16 protein-coding genes are annotated in these 23,362 nt (G+C 40.3%); 3 read left to right on the top strand and 13 right to left on the bottom strand.

Going from position 1 to position 23,362, the window contains the following annotated elements:
• Positions 1 to 279, top strand: a 279-nt coding sequence (locus Q8865_02960) for an ABC transporter ATP-binding protein (protein MDP4152389.1), incomplete at its 5' end; no start/stop codon positions are given.
• Positions 266 to 2,047 carry an ABC transporter ATP-binding protein gene (locus Q8865_02955; GenBank protein MDP4152388.1) on the top strand — a complete coding sequence of 594 codons (1,782 nt, stop codon included), beginning with the start codon at positions 266 to 268 and terminating at the stop codon, positions 2,045 to 2,047. The genes Q8865_02960 and Q8865_02955, both read left to right, overlap by 14 nt.
• A gap of 11 nt (positions 2,048 to 2,058) precedes the next feature.
• Here Q8865_02955 and Q8865_02950 read toward each other — a convergent pair whose 3' ends face one another.
• The 8 genes from Q8865_02950 to Q8865_02915 form a co-directional block, all read right to left on the bottom strand.
• Complete coding sequence (locus Q8865_02950; protein MDP4152387.1) at positions 2,059 to 2,808, bottom strand: tryptophan-rich sensory protein; 750 nt, start codon at positions 2,806 to 2,808, stop codon at positions 2,059 to 2,061.
• 215 nt (positions 2,809 to 3,023) lie between these two features.
• Entirely contained in the window at positions 3,024 to 11,633 is an 8,610-nt protein-coding gene (locus Q8865_02945; protein MDP4152386.1) for a lamin tail domain-containing protein, read from the bottom strand.
• 27 nt (positions 11,634 to 11,660) lie between these two features.
• Positions 11,661 to 12,347 carry an N-acetylmannosamine-6-phosphate 2-epimerase gene (locus Q8865_02940; GenBank protein ID MDP4152385.1) on the bottom strand — a complete coding sequence of 229 codons (687 nt, stop codon included), beginning with the start codon at positions 12,345 to 12,347 and terminating at the stop codon, positions 11,661 to 11,663.
• 11 nt (positions 12,348 to 12,358) lie between these two features.
• Complete coding sequence (locus Q8865_02935; GenBank protein ID MDP4152384.1) at positions 12,359 to 13,228, bottom strand: sugar phosphate isomerase/epimerase family protein; 870 nt, start codon at positions 13,226 to 13,228, stop codon at positions 12,359 to 12,361.
• 27 nt (positions 13,229 to 13,255) lie between these two features.
• Positions 13,256 to 14,179: a carbohydrate ABC transporter permease gene (locus tag Q8865_02930; GenBank protein ID MDP4152383.1), complete on the bottom strand. Its 924-nt coding sequence runs from the start codon at positions 14,177 to 14,179 to the stop codon at positions 13,256 to 13,258.
• A 12-nt stretch (positions 14,180 to 14,191) separates the two neighbouring features.
• A complete protein-coding gene (locus tag Q8865_02925; GenBank protein ID MDP4152382.1) occupies positions 14,192 to 15,172 on the bottom strand; it encodes an ABC transporter permease subunit in 981 nt (326 codons plus the stop codon).
• A gap of 26 nt (positions 15,173 to 15,198) precedes the next feature.
• A complete protein-coding gene (locus Q8865_02920; GenBank protein ID MDP4152381.1) occupies positions 15,199 to 16,833 on the bottom strand; it encodes an extracellular solute-binding protein in 1,635 nt (544 codons plus the stop codon).
• A 160-nt stretch (positions 16,834 to 16,993) separates the two neighbouring features.
• Positions 16,994 to 19,189: a helix-turn-helix domain-containing protein gene (locus Q8865_02915; protein ID MDP4152380.1), complete on the bottom strand. Its 2,196-nt coding sequence runs from the start codon at positions 19,187 to 19,189 to the stop codon at positions 16,994 to 16,996.
• Positions 19,190 to 19,289: 100 nt separating this feature from the next.
• On the opposite strand from Q8865_02915, the gene Q8865_02910 reads away from it, so the two are divergent.
• The gene (locus Q8865_02910) at positions 19,290 to 19,736 is read left to right on the top strand and encodes a divergent PAP2 family protein (GenBank protein ID MDP4152379.1); all 447 of its coding nucleotides are present in this window, start codon (positions 19,290 to 19,292) and stop codon (positions 19,734 to 19,736) included.
• On the opposite strand, the gene Q8865_02905 is transcribed toward Q8865_02910, so the two are convergent.
• Genes Q8865_02905 through Q8865_02885 form a run of 5 tightly spaced genes read right to left on the bottom strand, consistent with a single transcriptional unit; the run spans position 19,714 to position 23,361 of the window.
• On the bottom strand, positions 19,714 to 20,394 hold the full coding sequence (locus Q8865_02905) for an HAD-IIIA family hydrolase (protein MDP4152378.1): 681 nt from the start codon (positions 20,392 to 20,394) through the stop codon (positions 19,714 to 19,716). The genes Q8865_02910 and Q8865_02905 overlap by 23 nt on opposite strands.
• A gap of 42 nt (positions 20,395 to 20,436) precedes the next feature.
• Entirely contained in the window at positions 20,437 to 20,607 is a 171-nt protein-coding gene (locus Q8865_02900) for a hypothetical protein (GenBank protein ID MDP4152377.1), read from the bottom strand.
• Positions 20,589 to 20,711, bottom strand: a complete 123-nt coding sequence (locus Q8865_02895) for a hypothetical protein (GenBank protein MDP4152376.1) — start codon at positions 20,709 to 20,711, stop codon at positions 20,589 to 20,591. Before Q8865_02895 ends, Q8865_02900 begins: the two co-directional genes overlap by 19 nt.
• A gap of 48 nt (positions 20,712 to 20,759) precedes the next feature.
• Entirely contained in the window at positions 20,760 to 23,189 is a 2,430-nt protein-coding gene (locus tag Q8865_02890; protein ID MDP4152375.1) for an AAA family ATPase, read from the bottom strand.
• Positions 23,176 to 23,361 carry a hypothetical protein gene (locus Q8865_02885; GenBank protein ID MDP4152374.1) on the bottom strand — a complete coding sequence of 62 codons (186 nt, stop codon included), beginning with the start codon at positions 23,359 to 23,361 and terminating at the stop codon, positions 23,176 to 23,178. The genes Q8865_02890 and Q8865_02885 overlap by 14 nt, the downstream gene beginning before the upstream one ends.
• Position 23,362: the final 1 nt, after the last annotated feature.

The following is a 23,362-nucleotide window of genomic DNA, read 5'->3' as shown; positions in this document are numbered from 1 at the left end:
CTTATACTTGATGATACAACGTCGGCAGTTGATATGGAAACCGAGGCCATTATCCAAAAAAATTTAAGAGAACTCGACTCCTGCTCTACAACGCTGATAATTGCACAGCGTGTTTCTTCCCTAAGACATGCCGACCGCATATACGTTATCGACCGGGGAAAGATCGCAGAGTCAGGGACTCACGACGAACTTATGGCATTGAAAGGCTATTATTATCAGACCTGTCTCTTGCAGTACGGGCAGGCAGAAGAGGAGCTTACAGGATATGGCACGAAATAAATATAATATAGACGAGGAGTTGGACGCACCCTTCAACTGGGTGCATATCCGACGAAGTCTCCATTATGTAAAAAAATATAAATTCAATTTTCTAAAAGCATTTTTGTGCAGTATAACCTCGGCATTGCTTGGACTTCTTACTCCACTTATAACTAAATTAGTTATCGATAAGTATATCCCGCAGAAAAACGTCAAAGCCATATTGCTGCTTGGCATCTGCTTTCTTGCAATTATTGTAGTAATCGTCTTATGCAACAGAATGAGATCGAAGCTCAATGTCAGAAACGGGCAATCGATAATAAGTGACATGCGCTCTGACCTGTTCATCCATCTTCAGAAACTTCCCTTCGATTATTATGACAGCCGACCTCACGGCAAAATTCTTGTAAGAGTAATCAACTATATCAATTCAGTCGCCGATTTTCTCTCAAACGGACTTATAAACTCTATCCTAGAGCTATTGAATCTTGTTTTCATCGTCTGCTATATGCTTATCGTCAGCCCGAAACTGACACTAGTAGTTCTGTCGGGGCTGCCGATTTTTGCAGTATATGTAATGATCACCAAACCGCTTCAACGCAAATCGTGGCAGCGTTATGCAAATAAACAGTCAAATACGACAGCTTATCTTGCTGAAAATATTAACGGTGCTAAAACCACAAAGGCATTCACTCGTGAGCATTTCAACGAAGAGATTTTCGATGGTCTGTTAGAAGAAACGCGCTCCAACTATATGCGCGCAATTTACATAATACAAGGAATGTGGCCTGTAACCGCTTTTCTGTCACGCCTTGTTACCATCTCGATTTATTTGGCGGGAGTTTATATTTTCAGAGACTCTATTACAGTAGGAACAATAGTCGCCATGGCAGGATACGCCGGGCGCTTTTGGGGCCCTATTCAAAACCTCGGTAATATCTATAATAACCTGCTTAATACCGCCGCTTATCTTGAGCGCATCTTTCAGGTTTTAGATGAACCGGTGACAGTTACAGATATTGCCGGTGCCGCCGAAATGAGGCGGATAAAAGGCAGCGTTATATTTGATCACGTGGTCTTTGAATATGAGAAAGACCAGCCTGTTTTGAAAGATGTATCTTTTAAAGTATCGGAAGGTCAAAGCATCGCATTGGTCGGACCTACCGGTGCCGGAAAATCAACGATTATAAACCTGCTTTCCAGATTTTATAACTTAAAAAGCGGAACCGTAAGCATAGACGGGCAGGACATAAGTAATGTTACTTTACATTCGCTAAGAAAGCAGATGGGGATAATGCTTCAGGATACATTCATTTTTTCTGGAACTATCATAGACAATATCCGTTACGGAAGGCTTGACGCCACAGATGAAGAATGCATCGAGGCCGCAAAGACAGTGCATGCCCATGAGTTCATATCAAAACTTCCTAAAGGGTATTACACGGAGGTAAAAGAGCGGGGCGAAGGCATCTCCGCCGGGCAGAAACAGCTTATTTCATTTGCCCGCACGCTTTTGTCCGATCCAAAAATACTGATACTCGACGAGGCAACATCCAGTATTGATACTCACACCGAACGTATGGTTCAAAGTGGCATACAAGAACTGCTTAAAAACAGGACATCCTTTATTGTTGCGCATCGCCTTTCGACCATAAAAAACTGCACTCGAATAATGTATATTGATGGAGGAGAAATAGCCGAATCCGGAAGTCACAGTGAATTAATCATAAAAAAAGGGCTATACTGGCAGCTTTATATGTCCCAGCTAAATGACGGAGTCTGCGTTTAAAAAAAAGCCGCTTAGTACAGCGGCTTTTTCCATTTCTTTTCTGACGGATCAGGTAAAATAAAAACGCATTCATAAAGTAAAACCGCTAAAGATATTATTGTTATAACGATAACTATCGGATATTCTCCGGAAAACCCGCTGGAAGAAGTATGCTTTAGCAGTATCCCTAGATATGCCCAAATAACAGCAATAGCATATGCGATACTCTCGTTATGTTTTAGAGTAAGCGAAGCTATTACTAGCCCCACAAGGATAATTATTGACGTCCAGACCTGTTCCGGAATCCCCCATCCGTTCCAGTTAAGGTATACTAGAAGGACTGTAATGTTTGCAATAGTGGCAACAGTTATCCAGCCAAAGTAGAGATTGAAAGGAACTTTGACCAAAAGTGCCTCTGTCGGACTTAATTTAAGTCTATTTAACGATAATGATATAATAATAAGACTAGACAAAATTACAAACATCAATATCACCGTAAGAGGAATTAAATTATAATGCCAGGCAAGTATCCATGCTGCGTTTGCAGCCGAAGAAATAATGAAGTATGGCCCTATGGCATAAAGAACATCTGCAAAGTTTTTATCTTTTTTAAGAGCGATAAATTGATATATCACAAAACATGCAAGCAGCAGATAGATTATGCCCCAGATAACAAACGTAAAGGGGGCAGGGGTAAAAAGGTTAGGATAGCGTTCTGATACGTCGCCTGTTTTTACGCCGTTAATTGGTAATGTATTGGCAAGCGTATTGACTATTATCATAATAATATAAAATACCGCATTCAGGACAGCAAGATATTTTGCCGACTCTTTTTTTTTTCACAAGAATCCCTCCCTCTTATATCTATTTATATATAACATAACATATTTATATTACTTGAAAATCATTAAACGATCCGCAAACCATGTTGACGCACAAAAGGAACGTCATTTAAGACGTTCCTTTTGTGCTGGTTAAGAGAGAGATTTTATCTAGATTAAGAAACAAGCGAATTAAAATAATTATAAAGCATTTGAGCTACTTGAGCTCTTGTAGCGGCTCCTGTAGGGTCTATGCTGTTATCCGAGCCGGATATGATGCCGTTACCGTTCAGCAAATCTATCGCCTCGACAGCGTATGAAGCTATTTTATCTTTGTCCGCGAAACTGCCGCTGACCTTTGTTTTGTCGATAGTGCCAAGCTTTTCAAGTGCCCTTGCATATAATACAAACATATCTTCACGGGTGATCTCAGCATTCGGATCAAACTTGTTCCCGTCATAACCTGTTGCAATTCCAAGCGCTTTAGCTTGAGTTATTGCTTCGTAATAATAGCTGTCAGATGGAACATCGGCAAAACTATCTGTCGATGCGGTATTGCTCGGAAACGCGCGCATGAGCATTAATATGAAATCTCCGCGCTTTACGTTATCATTTGGCTTAAACGTCCCGTCAGCATAGCCTTTAATAATGCCTTTTGAAGACATATATCCTATTGCCGTTTCCGCCCAATGTCCTGAAACATCAGTAAACTCAGCATTTGGTTTGTCGGTTGGACTTTGATTATTGTCGCCGCCCGACCCGGTGCCATTGCCTGTTCCGGTATCAGCACCCCCAGTATCACCTGATGATCCTCCGCCAGGCGTACCAGCGCCATTGTCAGTCCCTGTGTCAGATCCTGTATTGAGTTCACCTGTACCAATAGATACCGTATAGTTTGCTGCAGGATTATTATTTTCATCGAGTACTTCGATCAAAACAGTACAGCCGGACGTGCTTGAAAGCGTATATTCTTTTGATGTCTGACCGCTGCTCTGAACAACCCCGTTGACCCGTAGTTTATGAGATGCATCCACAGCTTCAGGCGTAACAGCAACAGCCTTTGCCCCCTCCGGCACTTTAAACCTGTAGCTTGTTGACAGGTCGCTCATAGAAACATTAGATGAGCCGTTGCCGTAGGATACTTTTATGGCTTTCAAACTGTAATCGCTTGCATCGCTAGGAACCTGTTCCGGTTTTACACTGCCTGGCGACGGGAATGCCATGTTGTCTAATTTAGTAGACGTGCAGGTGTTGTTGCCATCAACGCTGTATTTAAAATCTATACTTCTGTCGACCGTATTATCGCCGTTTACATCCGGTCCGAATCCATACTGAACCGCTGAAATTACAAACCCGCTTGAATTTGCAACATCAAGACGTTTTGATCCGGTAGATAACGGCGTACCGTATACTACATAAACGTCTCCATCGCCGTTAGCATCGACTGGCTTTAGATTCGTACCGTATTTTTTATTAAAATCATCGATTGTAACACTTGGTGCCACTTTGGATTTATAATCTTTGACCCAGATTACTTTTGCTGTCTTAGCTGGCAGCCTTAAGTTTCCGGTTATTGTATATATATCGTATCCTGTAGGAGTATTGCCCTGCGATACCCAATAATTGAATTTATATCCCTTCAGATTGATGTCGGTATGGCTGTTATTGTAAACTTCAAAGAAACCAAACGCATCCTTTAAAGAGAAATTACTAAACTGCTGTTCTTTGCTGGTTACCTGCATTTCAGTGATATAGAGCTGCGACGTCAAAACATAACTGATGTCATAATATGTTTTTCCGTTATACTCTCCGGATACAACCGCATATATCCTCCGTTTATCCTGAACTTCGGGAATATCTGCTGTTACATCTACTGTCTGCTTAGAATCGAGTCCGTCAACATTCATCACTGCAAGCGGATCTGCAAGCTTTACACTTGATGAGCCGTTTTGGTTAAGATCTTGATAATACTGCGGCAGATCGCCCGTTAAGGTCAGTCCGTTATCGTCGCCCCTGTAATATGTTACCTTTATATTCGTCATTTTATTATCCGTGTTATTCCTGAGGGTTGTAATGACACGGTGCGGTGTGTCAGCGCTCGGGCTTAACTTCAGATCCATTTTCGAGACTTCAATTGCATTCTGACGTTCGACCCAAATCGGGGATGTTATTAAATGCTGACCCGTTTTAGTTGTAATACTTACATTATAGTATTTGTACTGTGCAGGCAGCGTAAAGTTTACATCTGCTGTCGGGGTATCAAAGTTCTGATTATAGACCTGTACAACATCTTCAGCGTATACCTTTATGCTTCCGAGAGCCAAGCCTTTAGCATCACTGGCTTTTATGCTGAAATTCAATGCGTCCGGGTTTTTTAGGCGAGATCCTATCTCATTGTTGTTTATACGGTAATCAACAGACAAACTGGGATTTGAAGTTATATATGTGCGGCTCTTTCTGAATGCTTCAATAAGATTGTCTTTTGTCAAAGCAGGAGCAAGAGCAACAGATACTGCAGGATCTGCAATGCCCCAGTTTGCGGAGTGGTTATCCTCGTTGGTCATTACAGCTAGGTGCCAGCCTTTTGTCAAAGCGCGATAATAGCCATTGTCAGACTGTACACGTTTGTTTTCATACATTATTACTTTATCGTCATTTTCAGGAGTGAAATAGCTGTAATCAAGGAAATCTCCCCATACTACGCCAGGATGATTAAACTGTGCGAAACTGCCGGGACTTTCACGCAGCCGGTCAAGATAGTCACGCATCGTTGTTTCCTGATCGTTTTCGACCCAATCAACGTTGAACGTGTTAAAATGCCCATACCATCCTGTCCAGGACATCTCTATTCCGTAAAACGCTATAAATCCTCCCGGTCCAGGATTATAGATGTCTTTTGACATCTGGATTCCTTGCGCAAGTTCGTCAGGCGAGGTCATATCGTTATGATCCGTCACGGCAAAAAAGTCAAGTTTTCCAACGTCCCTGGCATACTGGAAAGCGACTGAAGGGTCTGCTTTTCCGTCTGAAAATCCGGTATGGCTGTGCATCTCACCGTGATAACTGTTAAGCTGTGCTCCGTCTCCCAGCGTAAACTGTGAATCCACGACCTGTTTATTCTTATTTGCAGAATTGTCGCAAACCTCGAAATGAATGGGATATGTTCCGGCAGGCATTGGTCCGTTAGGTGTATATGTGACGCCTGTATCAGATATTTTGGCATTCGAAGTGACATCTTCATTGTTTACAAGCAGGCGAACTGATCTTGTGTCTACGCCTGAATCGTCCTTGTATTTAATGTCTATATTCGGGGTATAGGACTTCTCATAATAATAGTAATTCTCAGGCTTGTAATCTGTGATCTGCGGTGCCTGTTTGTCACTGAAATTGACAGTGAACGGCTGACCCGACTGGCTGTTCAGTGTAACTGTATGCAAGCCGTCAGTCGCTGTGAAATAGTACTCAAGGGTATTAGAATATTTAACATCTTTATAAGGTATCGTTACAGAATACGTGTTCTCCTCGCCTTCAACAGGTGTAAGCGGTTTTTCGACAAAACCCTTTGTAGTCCATGTCCTATAAAAAACAGAGGAATAGTGAAGAACATTCTCGTCAAATATCTTTGCTTTTAAGGTTATATCCTTTGTGTCCTCACCTTGGGTTTCCAAATTTTGATGTATCAGGTAAGGCGCTAAAGTATCATCGTAATCGAGCACTTTTTGTTTATAGTTTATTGTTCCAGGAGTCGGTTTTACTCCCGTATCGGTTTTTGTAAGGTTGATAGTACCGTCGGAAGGTGGTCCCCAGTTGACCGTACACCCATTCATTGCGTCATTGATGCCTTCGTTTACCTGATCGTTGTATGTTGCTACGCAAAGATAATCACCCGCATGGGCGTTAGCTTTCGCAAGCATAATAAGCTTAATGCCTGTATTGTTTAGGTTAAACTGTGTCTTGACCTCAGAACTGTCCGCATAAACTTGGACGACTTTTACATTGGAATTCTGTATGCCAAGTTTCTTTTTGAACATATCAACGTCTAGATTGATCGCTTTTGCCTGTGTTGTTATAAATGATACAAGAGCAACCTCGCCAGGATCGAGATAACAATCGTCAGTAATTATATTTTCACGTATGTCATTAGGATTGGTTTTGACATATCCCTGATACATCAGCTTGTAGTCCTTAAGATTCAGCACTTTATCGCTTGTATTATAAACCTCGACATATTCGTGATCGTCGAGTCCCTCCGGATTGACAAAAGCCTCTGTGATCATCAGCTCCGGCGTAGGTGATTTCGGAAATATCTTGGTTTCATATACCGTGCCTTCACTTGTTGGTGCGCGCATTTCACCGGCGGTAATATAATATTTTACCTTAGTCGCATTTTTTAGTGCACCGGAAGGAATAACACCTTTATAGAATTTCGCGTTATCTCCCTTTCTGATATTATCGAGAGACATCGCCACCCTGTTGTGAGGTGCTTCGTCATCTAATCCGTAAAACAGAGAAGGTGCATCGTCACTTCCCGTGACCACTGCAGCGACAGTCATATCCTGAGTATTAACCGTACTTTTCATTGGAGCATGAATGATCCCTTTAGTAGGTTCCAGATTTACTCCTACAGGTGTAAGCGTAAAACTTAAGTTATGAGTTGCAATATTCTGTTTGGGATAAGTGCTACCAACAAGTCCGCCAAACTTATCGCCGATCGTTAGTGTCATGTCATATCTTCTGATTTCCGAAATATCCACCTTGTATTTCAGTTGGCTTTCGCTGATTATACATTTCGAGGTAACATCCTTACCGTCAAATATGAATTTTATCGACGATTTGTCTACCCCGGCGTTATCCGTATAGTTGACTTCAACATAACCTGAATATTCGCCTTCGAACAATCCATCCGGCTTAAACGAAGTCACGCGTGGGCCTTCTGTGTCGTCTACCAGCTGGTAATATGGATCAAATGCAACATAAGGCGCGGTTGCGTAATTTATGCCGTCGGAAACAACATAGAAATATCTGATGTTCTTGGATTTTTTCAGATCAGAAGCCGGAACGTCACATGTATAATCATTTGTACCGTCAACCTTTGTCATCATGACGGTTTTATACATAGTGTCGGTATCCATTTTATAGAACAGCGCGGCATATCTTATATTGTTATCCTGCGCAGTTACAGTGAATGTCGTCTCATCCGGTTGTCTGTATTGCGTCGGTTCCTGCATAGTAACAACAGGAGTCGTGTCGTCACTGTCTGACATTTTCTGTACATCAAGCAGTCCGTTAGGAGACGGTATTGCTTTATAGTCTATCATCAACGCGTCATAATTGTTTATCGGATCGCAGCCGGGGAAGGTAATATAGTTGATGGAAAACCCGTTGACAACCTGCGAAGTGCTGCTGCTATCAGTTGCTGTGTATTTTGCCTGAGATACAACGTCGATATTTCCATTTACTTTTTTAACTATTTGAACAGCTTTGACCCCTGCGCCGTTTGTAAGGTTATTTGCGCCCGATATAGCGGCTCCGGTAGTATCGCTGAATGCTGGTGCAAGAACTCGGTTATCCACTGGGATCGAAGACGTGTAGAATGTCTGGAATTCCTCCCATGTATTTGACTTGTCTTCATCAGTCGCCCATTTATAGCCCGCATTATATGCATCGGCATTATATAAGAAGATCGTCATCATTTCTTTTGCGCCGAGCATTTTACTTGCCGTACTTTCCCATGCCCAATTGTTCGTATACCATGTATTGTTTTCAAAGCTGTTTGCAATCCTAAGCTGATAATTGGTCATATCGATATCATGATCCGTCGTATTGTAGATCTCGACGAACTCAAAAACATCTGTGCCGCTCGGATTTGGTTCAACCTCAGTAATAATAATTTCAGGCATTTCAAAAGCTGAGGGTTTCAACAGCACTTTCGTTTCGAATGGTTTGTTTTTATCAGCCGGCAGTGTCGATATATTGCCGCCTGCATCAAGCGCCTCAAAATAATACTGAAGCCTGCCTGTTGTAATAATATCAGTTTCCGGGATGGTAAATGTAATAGATGAATTTAAGGTTGTCCCTTTGCCATCACGTGCTTCAACATAATCAGATTCAAGCATTTTGTAGGTGGAGTCACCTATACTTCTGTAATAAAGTCTTCCCGCTCTCAAATCTTTATCATCTGACACGTTCACAGTCAGAGTAAATGGCGTGCTGGTATCTGTTGTCCTGTCGATTGAAGCCTGCGGTGTAAATTCACCAAACACAGGCGCTGAGTAATCGGAATAATCAGTTTCAATCTGTTTCCACTGATTAAGATAGCCGGGCGTCAGTTTTTTTAGTCCGGCAAATGAGTTCGAATATCCGAGATTTGAATCGTACCAGAGTTTTGCCGCGGTATTCTCATTTGCAACCTGGTCGCCTGAAAACTGCAGCTTTGCAATCGCCTGTTGTTCGTAATTAGAGGAAGTGGATGTGCCCGGCACAATCCACATTGAGTTTGTCTCTGTTTTAGCTGTAACATTTACGAGATAAAAATTATCGCCGGGATTTACCGGGTTGCCTGTTGTTGCATGCTCCGCAACGAGTATATGGTCAACATCGATCGTATTGCCATAAGCACTTGCGAAATTGCTTCTTGTCAGTGGAGCTGTTGAGCTGGTTGTTATCTTAACCCATAAAACATAGATCTCACCCGGTTTAACGATGATACTGTCAGGCTCCGTCTGATTCTCAGCTTTGGGGTACTTCGTAATATTATTAAAGCCCATTAAGCCGACGTTAAGCCATGCTGATGTATTCCTTCTGTATGCCAACTTATAGTTTTTAAGATCAATAGGCTTATTACTTGTGTTTATAAGCTGTACATAATCATAGCCATCCTGCGAGCCGACATTGATTGAGTTTGCAACAACGTCCGTAAAGACGATATCGGCTGTTTTTTGAACGGTTGCAGTCTTTACTGGTGTTTTGAATTTTCCGCCGCCAATTTCAATGTAATATTCAACTTTTCCGAGTGTGTTCAAGGTATTATATGGAACCGAAACAGCAAAACTGGTTTTAGTTAAGCTTCCTGCTGCATCGTTTGATTTCACAGTCATATCAACAGAGGCATAATCCTGTGAACCTATTCTCCTGTAATATAATTTAGCACTGCTTGACGCTGCTGTATCATATACGTCTGCGCTGAAATCACCTGCTTTATTTAAAGAAACAAACCCAGCGCTTGTATCCACTGCCATAGCAGAGGTTGGAGATTCAACTATAAAAGTTACTGTAGCCGACCCAGCGTTAGGAACCGAAGCAGTATCGGATACGGATACTGTAATAGTATGGTTGCCTATCGAAAGCGGTGATGAAGCGAACGAATAGGTAAGCGAAGTATCAGTTATATTAGTTGCTGGTATTTTAATCGGTGCAGCTCCATCAATAGAAATGGTTCCACTTTCGGCATTGATTCCACTTTCATCCGAGAGTGTCGCGTTAAGAGCACCGTCAAACTTTAAATCGAATTTCTGACCGTTAGTTGGACTTGTGATAGTAACGGTAGGAGCGGTCGTGTCGGCGGGTTTTGCCACCGTCACTCGCTTTGGAACGGTCGATGACGGAATTTGCGTCGTATTGCCGGAAGCATCTACTACTTCCGTGTAATAATCAAAATAATCACACCCAGCTATATCTGCAGCGGAAAGTGTGTATGTAAAATTAGCCGATAAAGTATCTGACGTCTTTTCTCCTGCATCTTTTACAAAGTCTTTGTCGCTTTTTTTAACGTAGGCTGTTGCATTGCTCGGTTTTATATAAAGAGCGGTGTATCTTAAATCCGTGTTGTCCGTCAGCGCAAAATTAAATGTATAGTCGCTGTCCTTCGCAACCGTCGACGGCGAGCTGTCTGTTAAATTAGGCGCTGTTGTATCGCTGCTTGCAGCGGGTTTCTGAAAATACCTGACCTGTGCTATAGATGGGGTTGTGCCATTGCCAGCCGTGGTTATGACAGTTCCGTTTTCATCAGACATAGAAAGGGCATTGTTGCCCATATATCTAAAATCGACACCTTTGTCTGCCATACTGCTTCTGCCTGTGTATACAGATTGGCTGACCACATTTGTCGTTCCCTTACTAAGGATGCAGATTCCACGGTCAGCAGTTTTATTCCATCCAAGGATGTCATTACAGCCGACGACTGTATAGTTTTTATCCGTTCTCCCAAGTGCCGCATAATAATTTTTAAAATCGGCTACGGTAAGATCCTTGACACCCGGCTCAGTTGCGTAATTATTGTGATAAGACCAGACTTCTATTGCCGTTTTCGCCGGTATGATAACCTCACCGGAAATTCCGTTTCCGATAGCCCCGTTAATATTGCCTATAGTTGCTGTCTTGCTTTTTGTGCCGTAAATATATTTAAAGTCATAGCTTTGTGTAATATTAATCGGTGAGTCTGTCGTATTGTACAGTTCAAAAGCCTCGAAAACGCTGTCAGTGACGACTATGTTTGGAAGCACACCGCTTTGCGATACATTCTGCGGATCGATTTCCGTAACGACCACAGGCGGTAATCCTGTTCCAAGTACTGTATTTTCACTGTCCAAAAGAGCCGCATTTTCGGCTTCAGTCGTATCATCGATTACCTGCTGATCACTGGTTCCGACTACCTTATCATCGTTTGTCGGATCCAACACTTCATAATCAGCAACAGGAAGATAATGCGCCAGTGTTTCCGGCATCGTCCCGATAACAATACACAGCGCAAGGGTTAATGCCAACAATTTTTTCAATTTGTTATACATATCAAAATCCTCCGCCCAAATTTGTTCCTATTCTAGTGCCTTGAGAAAATGTTTCGTGATTTCCATTGGTCTGGTTATCGCAGTCCCCGCAACCGCAGCCCAAACGCCGCAGTCCATACACTTTTTCAACTGTTCGGGAGTCCATATGCCGCCTTCTGCAATAACCGGTATCTTAAGATTCTCGGTATATCTCTTCATTAATTCATAATCAGGAAGCTCGTTGCCCTTTGTATAGTCGGTATACCCCGAAAGGGTTGTACCAACAAGATCAAATCCAATCTTTTCTGCAAAAACGCCTTCCTCATATGCTGAAGTATCCGCCATAAAAATTTGATCCGGATATTTACTGCGAACTTCTTTGAAAAACCTTTCAAGTATTTTGCCGTCAGGCCGCAGCCGCATAGTGGCATCAATAGCAATGATCTCAGCGCCCGACGAGACTATACTATCCACTTCTTTCATAGTCGGAGTGATATACACATCGCTATCCGCATAGACGGCTTTGCAAATGCCTATTACGGGAAGCGGAATAGCCTTTTTTATTTCCATGATATCCTGAGCCGTGTTCGCGCGAATCCCACTCGCTCCGCCCAGCATCGCTGCATATGCCATGCGGGACATTATGTAAGAGCTGTACAGCGGTTCGTTTTCAAGAGCCTGGCAAGATACGATAAGTCCGCCCTTAATCTTATTCAGAATTTCTTTATTTTTCATCCATTCTCACCTTATATAGCAAGACTTAACAGATATTCTCCGACTTCTACTGTATGTCTTAAAAATGTATCTCTGATATGTGCGGGTATCTTATCAACGAATGGTGTTATTTCAAATGCAAAATCGTTCTCGTACCCAATTTCTTTCAGTACATGCATCATTTCGTTCCAGTCAATATTTCCGTAAAGCGGCAAAAGATGTTCATCTTTTATTCCATTATTATCGGCCGCATGTATAGCTTTGAGTCTCTTTCCGACTTTTCTAAGGTTTAGAGCCTGGCTGACCCCCATAAGATTGCCATGCCCGAAATCCCAGCATATGCCGAGGTATGGATCATTTACGGTGTCGACGAGATCGATCAGTTCTTCTGCTGTTGCGGTATATTTTCTAAAGTTTGGTGTATTATCGAAAAGATTTTCAACGCAGATGCCGACATTATGTTTTCTCGAAAGTTCAAGATGTTTGTTCAGATATTCTATATTCTTGCGCTTTGATTCCTTCATGCTGTACCCTTCTTCACGAACAGTGCCGGAGTGCAGAACCATCCACTTCGTACCGAGCATGCCTGAACCTATTATTGCACGGCGAACCAATTCTTCGCGCCATTCTCTATCTTCGACATCTGCTTTGGCGACATTGTAAAAGTGCGAATGTGACTGGGTGAATTCAACGCCCAATTTTGCTGCGAGATTTCCTATTTTATCAACCCAAGACTGCCAGTTGTCAAGAGCCATTGGCATGCCTGGTGTCGACATATCGCAGAAATTCATGTCAAGAACCCTGTATCCCGCATTATAACAACGTTCGATACAATCCTCCATTGGGATGACAGATACTTTGTTTACACGATCCATGATGTTAGTTGATGTTGAAAGCCTCATTACTCAAACCTCTTTATTTTAAAATTATTAACCTTTAATAGATCCGACCATTACGCCTTTAATGAAATACTTTTGCAGCATAGGGTACAATATAAGAACCGGCAGGCTTGCTACAACAATTATTGCATATTGAAGCGTTGAAAACTGAAGTAACTCGTTGACAGAATCAACGACACCCGCGGCTGTGCCGTCTGTGCCTGTCCCCTTAAGCAGGATCTGGCGCAAAACGACCTGAAGCGGAAACTTATTCGGATCTTTTAAGTACAGAAGAGCGTTGAAATATTGATTCCAATGTCCGACTGCATAAAATATTACCATTACCGATACGATCGACTTTGATAAAGGCATTACGATCCGCAGAAGAGCGCCCAGATTGCTGCATCCGTCTACATTTGCCGCTTCGAGAATCTCTTCCGGGATTGAATGCTGATAATAGTTGCGCATAATGACCATGTTCCAAACGCTGATTGCACCCGGAAGCACCATCGACGCGAAAGTATTGTACATATGCAGATCTTTTATAAGCAGAAAACTTGGAATCATTCCCCCGCTGAAGAACATCGTTATCGTGAACAATATCGTGAAGAAATTTCTTCCGTAAAAATCCTTTTTTGACAAAGGATAAGCGCACGCCGTTGTCATGACGATGTTGATTAAAGTACCGACGGTGGTATAAAGAATAGTATTGGTGTAGCCAGTTATAATCGTTTTGTTTTTAAACACATTTATATATGCCTGTATCGTAGGATCGATAGGTATTAACCAAAACTTGCCCTTTACAACGCTAATCGGCGAACTGAAGGATGCGCCCAAAACATATAAAAGAGGATATAATACACAGGCAAGGATAATAATTGAGAGGGTCACCGTTACTGCAGTAAAAACTACATCGTCTTTTGTGTTCTTTATTTTTCTGCTTTTAATTTTTAACACTGCTTCACTGTTTGACATAAAATCCCCTCCTTACCAAAGGCTTGATTGTGTCATTGATTTAGATATTTTATTTACAGAAAGCAGTAAAATCAGATTAATAACAGAATTGAAAAGATCAACCGCCGTAGAATAACTGTACTGCATGCCCTGTATACCCATCTTATACACATATGTTGAAATAACTTCAGAAACGTTGAGGTTTAAAGAATTCTGCATTAAAAATGCTTTCTCAAACCCTAGATTCATTACCTTGCCGCTGTCCATTATAAGAATTATAACGGCAGTAGGAATAAGAAGCGGCAGAGTTATATGCCGCAGTTTGCCCCAGCGGTTTGCGCCGTCGATAGTAGCTGCTTCATATAAATGGATATCTATGCTCGTCAAGGTTGAAAGGTATATGATCGAACCCCACCCTGCATTTTTCCAGACCTCAGACCATACGTATACGTGCCTGAATGCAGATGGCTCTGCCATAAAGCTTACCGGAGTGCCGCCCATTGACTGAATCACATTATTTACAACTCCTGACCCCGGTGCAAGAAAAGCTTCAAGCATTCCGACAAGGACGACCGTCGAAAGGAAATGCGGTGCATATGTAATTGTCTGCAAAAGGCTTTTAAATTGCTTGTTTCCCATTTCATTAATGAGCAGAGCAAGTATCACTGGAGCTGGGAAGCTTGCAATTAGCTGATAAAAGCTCAATAATACCGTATTTTTTAAAGTATTTGTGAACTGATAGCTTCTTAAAAAACGTTCGAAATTCTCAAACCAAACCCAATCGCTGTGCCAAATCCCGCTTGACGGACTAAAATCACGGAACGCGATTTGGACGCCATACATGGGTATGTACTTAAAAATAATGAAATATGCCACCACGGGTATAAAAATAAGATATAAGTCCCAATATTTTCTTACCGATTTCACGAGTGGATGCCTTTTTTTTACTGTCCGGGTATTAATTGAATTTTCTGCAATTTCCCGGCCTATATTTATTGTAGTATTGGATGCCAACCCGGTACCTCCGTTCAAACTGCAAATTATTTTACTTTTCCTATTCTCTTTAAAGCCTTAGTATATATGGCAAGCAACCTGTCAGCGCCCATTGTATTTATCTGTTTAACATAATTGTCCCATTCGCTTAGTGACTTTTTACCTGTTATAAAATCAGCAGTCATAAGATCGATATAGTTTTTTATGTCAGTTTTGACAACAGTTAGCTCGCTGTTTTCCTCTGATGTGAAATTTAAGATCGGCCAAATATCCTTCGGGAAGTATTTGACCATATCGTTTGCTGCCTTAGCCGGAATTGGTTCAACTTCTCCACCGTAAAAATAAGGTTCTTTTGAAAACAGCGGATTTCTTCCTCCAATAGGTACTAAAGGTGCAACAGCTGCATCATAAGGTATCCCCTTATTGATCTGATCGTACACGCTGTCTACAAACTTATATTTGCCGTCCGGCTGTTTATTGTAAGTCTTGCCCTCTATACCGAAATTGTAGAACAAGTTTCCTGCATCGCTGTAGAAATAATCGACCCAACGGATGGTTGCCTCAGGATATTTATTTTCTTTTGTAATAATAAACGCTCCGGTAGAATGAAGTTGCGAACGAACTGGTGTCCACAGCTGATCGCCATGCGGGCCCTTAAGGGCCACAGTTGCGCCTGTGAAATTTTTAGCGGCATCGCTAGGTATAGTTGTTAAATTAGTATAGTTAAATACACCAATCAGACCTTCACTATGTTTGGCTACATATTGAGGTGACTTCATCGTAAAGATCTCATTGTCAAGAAGCCCCTCGGAATACAACTTATTTAAATATTGGAGTAATTCTTTATAAGCATTGCTCGTTGCCATAAGTCTTGGTTTACCTGAATCTTCGTCCATATCGACAAGTTCGTCATGCATCCCCCTGTTGGAAAGTCCGAAAGCTCCCTGCAATGCGTACATGATATATGAAATATTTGAACTTGATAACGGTATTTCGTCTTTTTTGCCGTTCCCGTTCATATCGTTATCTTTAAAAGCTTTTAATAATGTATAAAACTCATCTGTGGTAGTAGGTTCTTTCATTCCCAGCTTATCAAGCCACTTTTGATTATAAAAAGTCTTGCCGGCAACTTTTACCGCATTTGACTCAATGCCCTGCGGGAATGAGTAAACTGCCCCATTTGGAAATGTAACCGCACTTTTAACGTCATCATATTTATTGTAGTATTTCATAAAGTTAGGAGCATATTTTTCAAGCATTCCGTTCTTATTCAAATCCATTATCATTCCGTCTGAACCAAAGCGCAGCTGATTTACGTTGTTGATAACAGCTCCGCATTTCAAAAATGCGTCAGGCAGTGCGTCAGAAGCAAATGCAACACTTATCTTCTCATTAGCTGAACCGTTTGGAATATTGATCCAATCAGTTTCTACACCAGTCATTTTTTCGTATTCTTTCATATTTTCAATCGTGTTGAAATCGGGCTGGTTAGCTGAATTTGCAACCATTACAGAAATTTTAATTGGCTGCTTCACTATTGGAAATCCTTCAGTGTTAAGATAGTCCGGCACAACCGCGGCTGGCTCAGACGTTTTTTTATCTGCTGATCCGCATCCGGATAAAGCAGAGGCTGAAATCGCAGCAGCGATAAACAGTGATAATAGCCTGCAGTTTTTTCTCATAACTCATATCCCCCTAATTTTCTTACGTTCCTAGTATACTTTTGCATAGTGTTATGTACAATATTCCGATAACATACATGCGTTAAAGGTCAATTATTGAATATAAAAAACGCCCATGATTTCAGTCATAAGCGTTTAATGATATATTTAAATGTAAATGCTATTCAGCGTTTTTTCTCCTGTATGAAATAGGAGTAATCCCTTCAAGCTTTTTGAACTTTCTTATGAAATTAGACTCGTCAACAAATCCGACCCTTGATATTATCTGTTTTAGAGGCAAGTCAGTATTGGCAAGCAGTTCTTTTGCAATCGCCAACCTTCTTTTATCTACATACTGGATCGGCGTTTCACCTGTTTGCTGCTTAAAATACCTGCCAAGGTACGCCGGTGTAACTCCGCAAGCCTCTGCAATGCTTTCAAGCGACAGACTGTAATCGAATAATTTGTTTTCAATAAACTCAAATATTTTCGTTATTTTTTCATTTTTGCCCTGTGGCTTGTTTTCGCCATAATATTTTGTAATATCTATACACAGATTTGTAAATTCCGCAAATAAAATTTCTTCCGTTAAATTATCTATTGAGAATAACCTATCCGATGTATTTTGAACCTTTTCATCAATTTCAGGCAATGCTTCTATTAACCCCTGCAAATATTCCATCAAAATATAACACAGGTTCTTTAATTCAAGCGGAGAAAAAGATTTTTCAATCACTTGTTCTTTAAGTTTATTAAGCTTTTCGTTTACTGCATCGCATTTTCCCTGCCTTACAGATTTTGCAAGATCCATTTTTACGTTTCCAGTCAGCACCATGTCGATTCTGTTTGTCATATCCTCAAAAACCGCAATACATTTTTGATCATTAAAGCTGTTGTATAAAACCGCCTGCCTTGCCTGGCTAAATGAAGTGACTATTTCGAGCGGAGTGTTATATTCAAGCCCTATGCCCGCGACGCACTGAAGCCCGCTTCGTACTCTGAAACCATCAATTAGCTCTGATGTTAAAATAGGAATCATTTCTTCATTTATATATTTACTATGGTAATTGAATATTATGCAAATGCTCGATTTGTCATACATTTCAATACAATACCCTTTTATATAGCTGCTTTCAATAGCCGAGCCTATATCTACGCTTATTTCTTTATTTAAACTTCCTAAATTATTAAACTTAATCAAAACCGCCAAAAATCTATCGAAGTTCATATGTATGTCAGTTTCTGACATTGCAGCTTTTAAACTTGATATATCATCAAACTGTCCCCAGATCAGATTTGAAAAGAACAATCTTTCAGATAGAACGCGTTTCTTATTTATAGCCTGAGATATTACCGTTTCAATATATCTCATCTCATCATAATCATTTGCATCGGTCTGCTTATCTGTATATGTAGAAAGCTTATTTATAAGCTGATATAAAGGCCTGTAGTTAAATATCGCAACCAAAAAAGCAAAAATAGACAGTATAATAAGCCCAATAAGGAATATTATCACATATATGCTGCTGCCCACATAAAAAAACTTCATTTGCCTTTCAACGTTCAGTAGATGCAGATAGGACCAGTTATTAGCATCGTCATGATAAGATAAAATCAGATATTTCTGACCTTTTATATTAATAAACTGCGTTTGTTTTCCTTTAAGCTTGTGCTTAATATAATCGTCATTCAGCAAATTGTTTTTATCTCTATCGTTTGTGTAAACCATTTTTCCCAAGTGATCGTATACCCACGTTTTAGCGCCGTCATTTTCGTAAAGGCTTGCCGTCATTTCATCAAACTTTTCCTTACCTATCATAAAGATGACAAATCTTTTGGGATTCGGCATATTCATAGGCAATGCGTAAGAAAAAGTGATAATATTATTTTTAGACGATTGGCTTAATACATCTTCAGCAGGATGTATATATAGATTTCCGGCCGATGAAATTTTTGAGTAGAAGTTCTTAGTATTCAATGTTTCATATGTATATAAATGCTTGAAAAACAGATCAAGCTGGGTCTGACCGTTTGTAGTATAAATTTTTTCCGGCTCTGACATTCTGTAATAAGCGATGTCGTTTATAAAGCTGTTTGCCGTCTGATATGTTTCAAGACGTTTGACCATGTCGTTTCCCTGTTCAAATGTGCTGTTGTAAGGCGTATATGAAAATGTGTAATCTTCATCAATACCAATTACTATACGCAGCATTTCATTCATATGACTGCTTACTTCAGCTGACATTTCACGTGCTTTGGCCATTTTTGTGCTTATTATATCTTTTTTATATTGATTATATGAATACCTGTATGCTACAATACAGAATACGGTAAGTACTATAAGTACAAGCAGAATAGTTGAAAATAAAGTCCTCATCAAATAGCGGGAGTATTGTATTTTATTGAAAATTTTAAATTTTTTAAACATGTCTCTCCCCTATAAAATATTGTTCATTTAATTACGAGAGGAACCCCTTATGAAATTCCTACAGGAGCTATTTTTAAACAAAGTGCTGCTTTCAGCTGTGTTAAGCTGGATCGTTGCACAATCTATAAAAACATTAATCGCTTTTATCAAAACAAAGCATTTTGATGCAAAATGGATAACAGGATCAGGCGGAATGCCAAGCGGTCACACCGCATCGGTATGTGCTTTGACAACTGAAATTGCAATAATATCGGGTGCGGATTCTGTTGAATTCGCCCTTTCTTTTGTGCTGTCAGCTGTTGTAATTTATGATTCTCTTAATATAAGAAAAGCCGCAGGGGATCATGCAAAAGTGCTTAACAAAATGATACTAAGCACATTAAACGGAGAAGAACCGCTCAATTCAAAACTTTTCAGAGAGCTTCTCGGACATAAGCCGATTGAAGTCATTGCGGGGGCTCTTTTAGGAATAGTTATAGCCCTTCTTGTCCAATAACCTTCAAAATATCAACAGGTTTTTCAGCAAGAAAGTCTGCTCCGGCTTCAATTAGTTCACTCCTGCCGCGGAATCCCCACTCTGCGCCTACCGCTTTGACCCCAGCATTATGAGCGGTAAAAATATCAATATTCGAATCTCCTACATAAAGTGTCTCTTGGGGGGAGACTGAAAGTGTTTTCATAATATGCAGCAAAGACGAAGGGTCTGGTTTCGGTTTAAATTCAGCTGTAGTGCCTAAAACCACCGAAAATGAATTAGCTGCAAAAAACTCATCTATTATGCCCTTTGCAAATTCATCAGCTTTATTTGATAAAACGGCAAGCATTAACCCTTGAGACTTAAGCTTTTCGGTAAGTTCTTTAATTCCCTCATAAGGCCGAGTCTTATCTGCATAATGTTCATCATAATACGGGTAGAAAATATCGGCTACTTTAAAAAAAGCCTCGGGAGTGTCGTATTTACCAAGTGCGCGATGCAAAAGCATCTTAATACCATTTCCTACGAAATATTTATACTTGTTAAGATCATGTTCTGGAAAACCATTTTGCTTCAGTGAATAATTTACGCTGTTCGCAAGATCTTCTAGAGAATCCATAAGCGTTCCATCTAAATCAAAAACACATAATTTGAACAAATAATCAATCCTTTTAAACATAATATTTTTATTGTACTATTTTTGTCAAAAAAGCGCAAGGTATTACAAAATCAAAACCGCTGCCTGTTTAATCCAGACAGCGTTTTTTTGTAAGGAGAACACCTCTCCATTTCCATATTTTTCTGCACGCTCCAAAAACATTTTTGTTTTCACCACATCAGGAAACACTTCAGTGAATTGGTCTAAATCTAGTATTATATCTGTTCCTTGCATTCTGGTAAGTCTTTCACATAATTGTATACTTTTTTTATGTTCGGCAGAAAATCGCTTTTTCTTTCGACAAGGATGGCATATAGTTTCGAATCAGTTATCTCCATGTTTGGCTCCTTCCGGCTTCAGATTACTTTTCTCAATATCCTCTGAACTTATTGTTTGAGAGGATATGCGTAGTTGCCACATTTACACATTAAAGCAACGGGAGTCTCTCCGTTATACGTTACTGATAATATTGCGCTACATTTAGGACATTCAAAACTGTGGCTTAATTGTTCTAACGCGTCCACCGCCGCCAAAAACTCTGATTTTGATATTTCATAATCTGGATTAAAATGTATAAGCGAATTCGTTACCCAATTGTCAGCTGTAACCGCTGTAATTTGGGCTTTTAAGGCGTTGGAAAGCGAGCTTAGTTTTTTAAGTCCCTCTGTATTCTGAAAAACATGTGCTTGCTGCTCTGCTTTCTTTATTAGGTCTTGCAGTTCTTTGTATGCGGCATTCATATATTGACCATAATCCCACTTATGAACGTTATTGTAACGAATGCGTGCGTGCAATTTGTCGCAGACATTTTCAAAAAAGCATTCCATCTCTCTTCTGAAAAATGCTGATGCTCCATGGATATCCACGTCAGCCTTCAAACGGCTTGTACTCCAAACATCTTGCCCAACTACCATTATAGGGCCTTCTGTAACATTCCAATATAAAAATTGGATACTGTTTTTGCGTTCTACAACGCCTTCATTGACTAGATTTTTTGCCCATACCGTATCATGCGTCGTAATGATAAATTGCCGTTCTGGGAAAAACTTTTTTATTAGCCTGCAGAAGTTTTTTCTGTGCTCTATATCTACAGACATCACAACATCGTCTAGGACCACCAGTCCTGATTCTGATGTCGTAAGTTTTTCCATCAAAGCAAAAAACAAAGCAATACCCATACTATCTTGATGCCCTTCACTATGAAACGCCATTGGTGGAAATTGACCGTGCCCATAAAAATCCACACTCATATTCACCGACGCGCCATCATTATTTAATACAGCGGAGAATTGCTTTTCGTCATCATTATGCATTTCCCTGTAAAACTCTGTAAATCGGTCGCTGATAGAAGCAAATAAATCGTTCAATACAGTTGCTTGAGAAGCGTCATACGTTTCAAGTAAAAACGCAGCCTTCTCAGCCGCCAACTTAATATTTGGCAACTTTTTATTCAGCTCTCCAATTTTATTATACAACTCATTTGCCGCATTAAGCGCTTGCCAAGCATCGCTTTTTGCTTTGCTGTTTTGATCAATTAAGGGACGTAAAACCGCCAACTGCTGTTGAATAAGGTCTAAAAACGCATCAGGACTCTGCTTTATAACAGCGACGACCAGATCTTGAACTTTGTTGAAATTCTTATATGCGGTATTGTCCTGAAAAGATATATCCGAAATTGACTTTAGCTTATTCTCTAATTCAGCTACACAACCATTGTCCCATTTTTTAAGCTGTTGTGGAAGTATGCCGATTTTAGCTTTATATGTTGAAACTTCATTTAATAAACTGGTTATAGATTTTTGATATGTATCAAGTATGGCAGATAGAGATTCACTCTTATCTTTTCGATCCTGCAATATCTGACGTAATTCGGCCTCAGACGCCCACTCATGTAAACATAACGGACAACGACCTGTGCCATCGAGTAACGCAAGTCCTGATTTTATAAGCGAAATATAACCTATATCTTCAATAGAAGTGTTTTCATTTTCAATTTTCCGGACGGCATCCCGTAAACTTTGTAATTTTTCCTGAAGTACGGGTTGAAGTGTTGAAATATATTTTTCAAGTTCCTCTAATCCTCGTATGCAGCTAGCTATCTCTGTATTTTCTTTTGTATCGCTATATAATAGACCATTCGTAAAAGAACTTTCAACAAGAGACGTGAGAGCGTTACCGCCTAGGGTATCTCTTAAAGAATTTATTTTTTCAAGTAATTGATCGCTAGAATCAGCACCAACTTTTGTTAGTAACTCTGATGAATGGCGTTTAAGCGAATCCGTAGTATCTTTCAAGTTACTTGCCGCAGTCTTTTTAAGTTTTGTAAATGCGTCACGGATAGTTTTTATATCCGTGATGTCAAGTAACATCTGAATTTGCTGAGATCTAGTTGCGGGAGTCGTTAATATATAGCGCAATAATTCGCGTCTCGCAAGGCAATGAGCTCCGCTTTGAGCATAAGTAACCATGTCGTTAAACAAGGTGGAAAAAGCAGGATCGATTGTTACTCTATCTTTTTGAGCTACTGTACGCTCAACGTTGAATGTTGTACCAGATATGCTCTGGATTGTAGCCGAAACTTTTGCTTCTTCAGGTTGGCTTCCAATATGTGGGCCGTGCCTTGTTGTCGACACGTCACCAGTGCCTTCTCCAGTTAACCTCGAAACCTCACCACGCAAAAGGAAATCAACCGCGTCAACAACAGCGCTTTTACCTACTCCGTTTGGCCCAAAAATAACGGCATTTTTTCCATTGAGATTTAAATTAAGATCAATAATTCCACGGAACTTTTGGATATGGAGGTTAAGTATCTTCATTAGCTATGCCTCCAATATTTTTTAGTAAGCTCTCAGCCATCTTATCCGCTTTTTGAGGTAGATCTATTGTATTTTCTATATCTTCAACTTCTTCTGCAGTGAATTTAGAGGACTTTGAAATGATATTAAGGAAATTATCCTTTATTTTTTCTTGTATGCTTTTTTCACTCATA

Source organism: Bacillota bacterium, from assembly GCA_030705925.1.
GTDB lineage: Bacteria > Bacillota > Clostridia > Oscillospirales > Feifaniaceae > JAUZPM01.
This window is presented reverse-complemented; position numbering and strand designations above follow the sequence as displayed.

Excerpts from the sequence above, each read along its gene's own strand:
- Q8865_02955 (MDP4152388.1), top strand. The coding sequence starts at position 266 with ATGGCACGAAATAAATATAATATAGACGAGGAGTTGGACGCACCCTTC.
- Q8865_02950 (MDP4152387.1), bottom strand. The coding sequence starts at position 2,808 with ATGATAATAGTCAATACGCTTGCCAATACATTACCAATTAACGGCGTA.
- Q8865_02945 (MDP4152386.1), bottom strand. The coding sequence starts at position 11,633 with ATGTATAACAAATTGAAAAAATTGTTGGCATTAACCCTTGCGCTGTGT.
- Q8865_02940 (MDP4152385.1), bottom strand. The coding sequence starts at position 12,347 with ATGAAAAATAAAGAAATTCTGAATAAGATTAAGGGCGGACTTATCGTA.
- Q8865_02935 (MDP4152384.1), bottom strand. The coding sequence starts at position 13,228 with ATGAGGCTTTCAACATCAACTAACATCATGGATCGTGTAAACAAAGTA.
- Q8865_02930 (MDP4152383.1), bottom strand. The coding sequence starts at position 14,179 with ATGTCAAACAGTGAAGCAGTGTTAAAAATTAAAAGCAGAAAAATAAAG.
- Q8865_02920 (MDP4152381.1), bottom strand. The coding sequence starts at position 16,833 with ATGAGAAAAAACTGCAGGCTATTATCACTGTTTATCGCTGCTGCGATT.
- Q8865_02915 (MDP4152380.1), bottom strand. The coding sequence starts at position 19,189 with ATGAGGACTTTATTTTCAACTATTCTGCTTGTACTTATAGTACTTACC.
- Q8865_02910 (MDP4152379.1), top strand. The coding sequence starts at position 19,290 with ATGAAATTCCTACAGGAGCTATTTTTAAACAAAGTGCTGCTTTCAGCT.
- Q8865_02905 (MDP4152378.1), bottom strand. The coding sequence starts at position 20,394 with ATGTTTAAAAGGATTGATTATTTGTTCAAATTATGTGTTTTTGATTTA.
- Q8865_02900 (MDP4152377.1), bottom strand. The coding sequence starts at position 20,607 with ATGCAAGGAACAGATATAATACTAGATTTAGACCAATTCACTGAAGTG.
- Q8865_02895 (MDP4152376.1), bottom strand. The coding sequence starts at position 20,711 with ATGGAGATAACTGATTCGAAACTATATGCCATCCTTGTCGAAAGAAAA.
- Q8865_02890 (MDP4152375.1), bottom strand. The coding sequence starts at position 23,189 with ATGAAGATACTTAACCTCCATATCCAAAAGTTCCGTGGAATTATTGAT.
- Q8865_02885 (MDP4152374.1), bottom strand. The coding sequence starts at position 23,361 with ATGAGTGAAAAAAGCATACAAGAAAAAATAAAGGATAATTTCCTTAAT.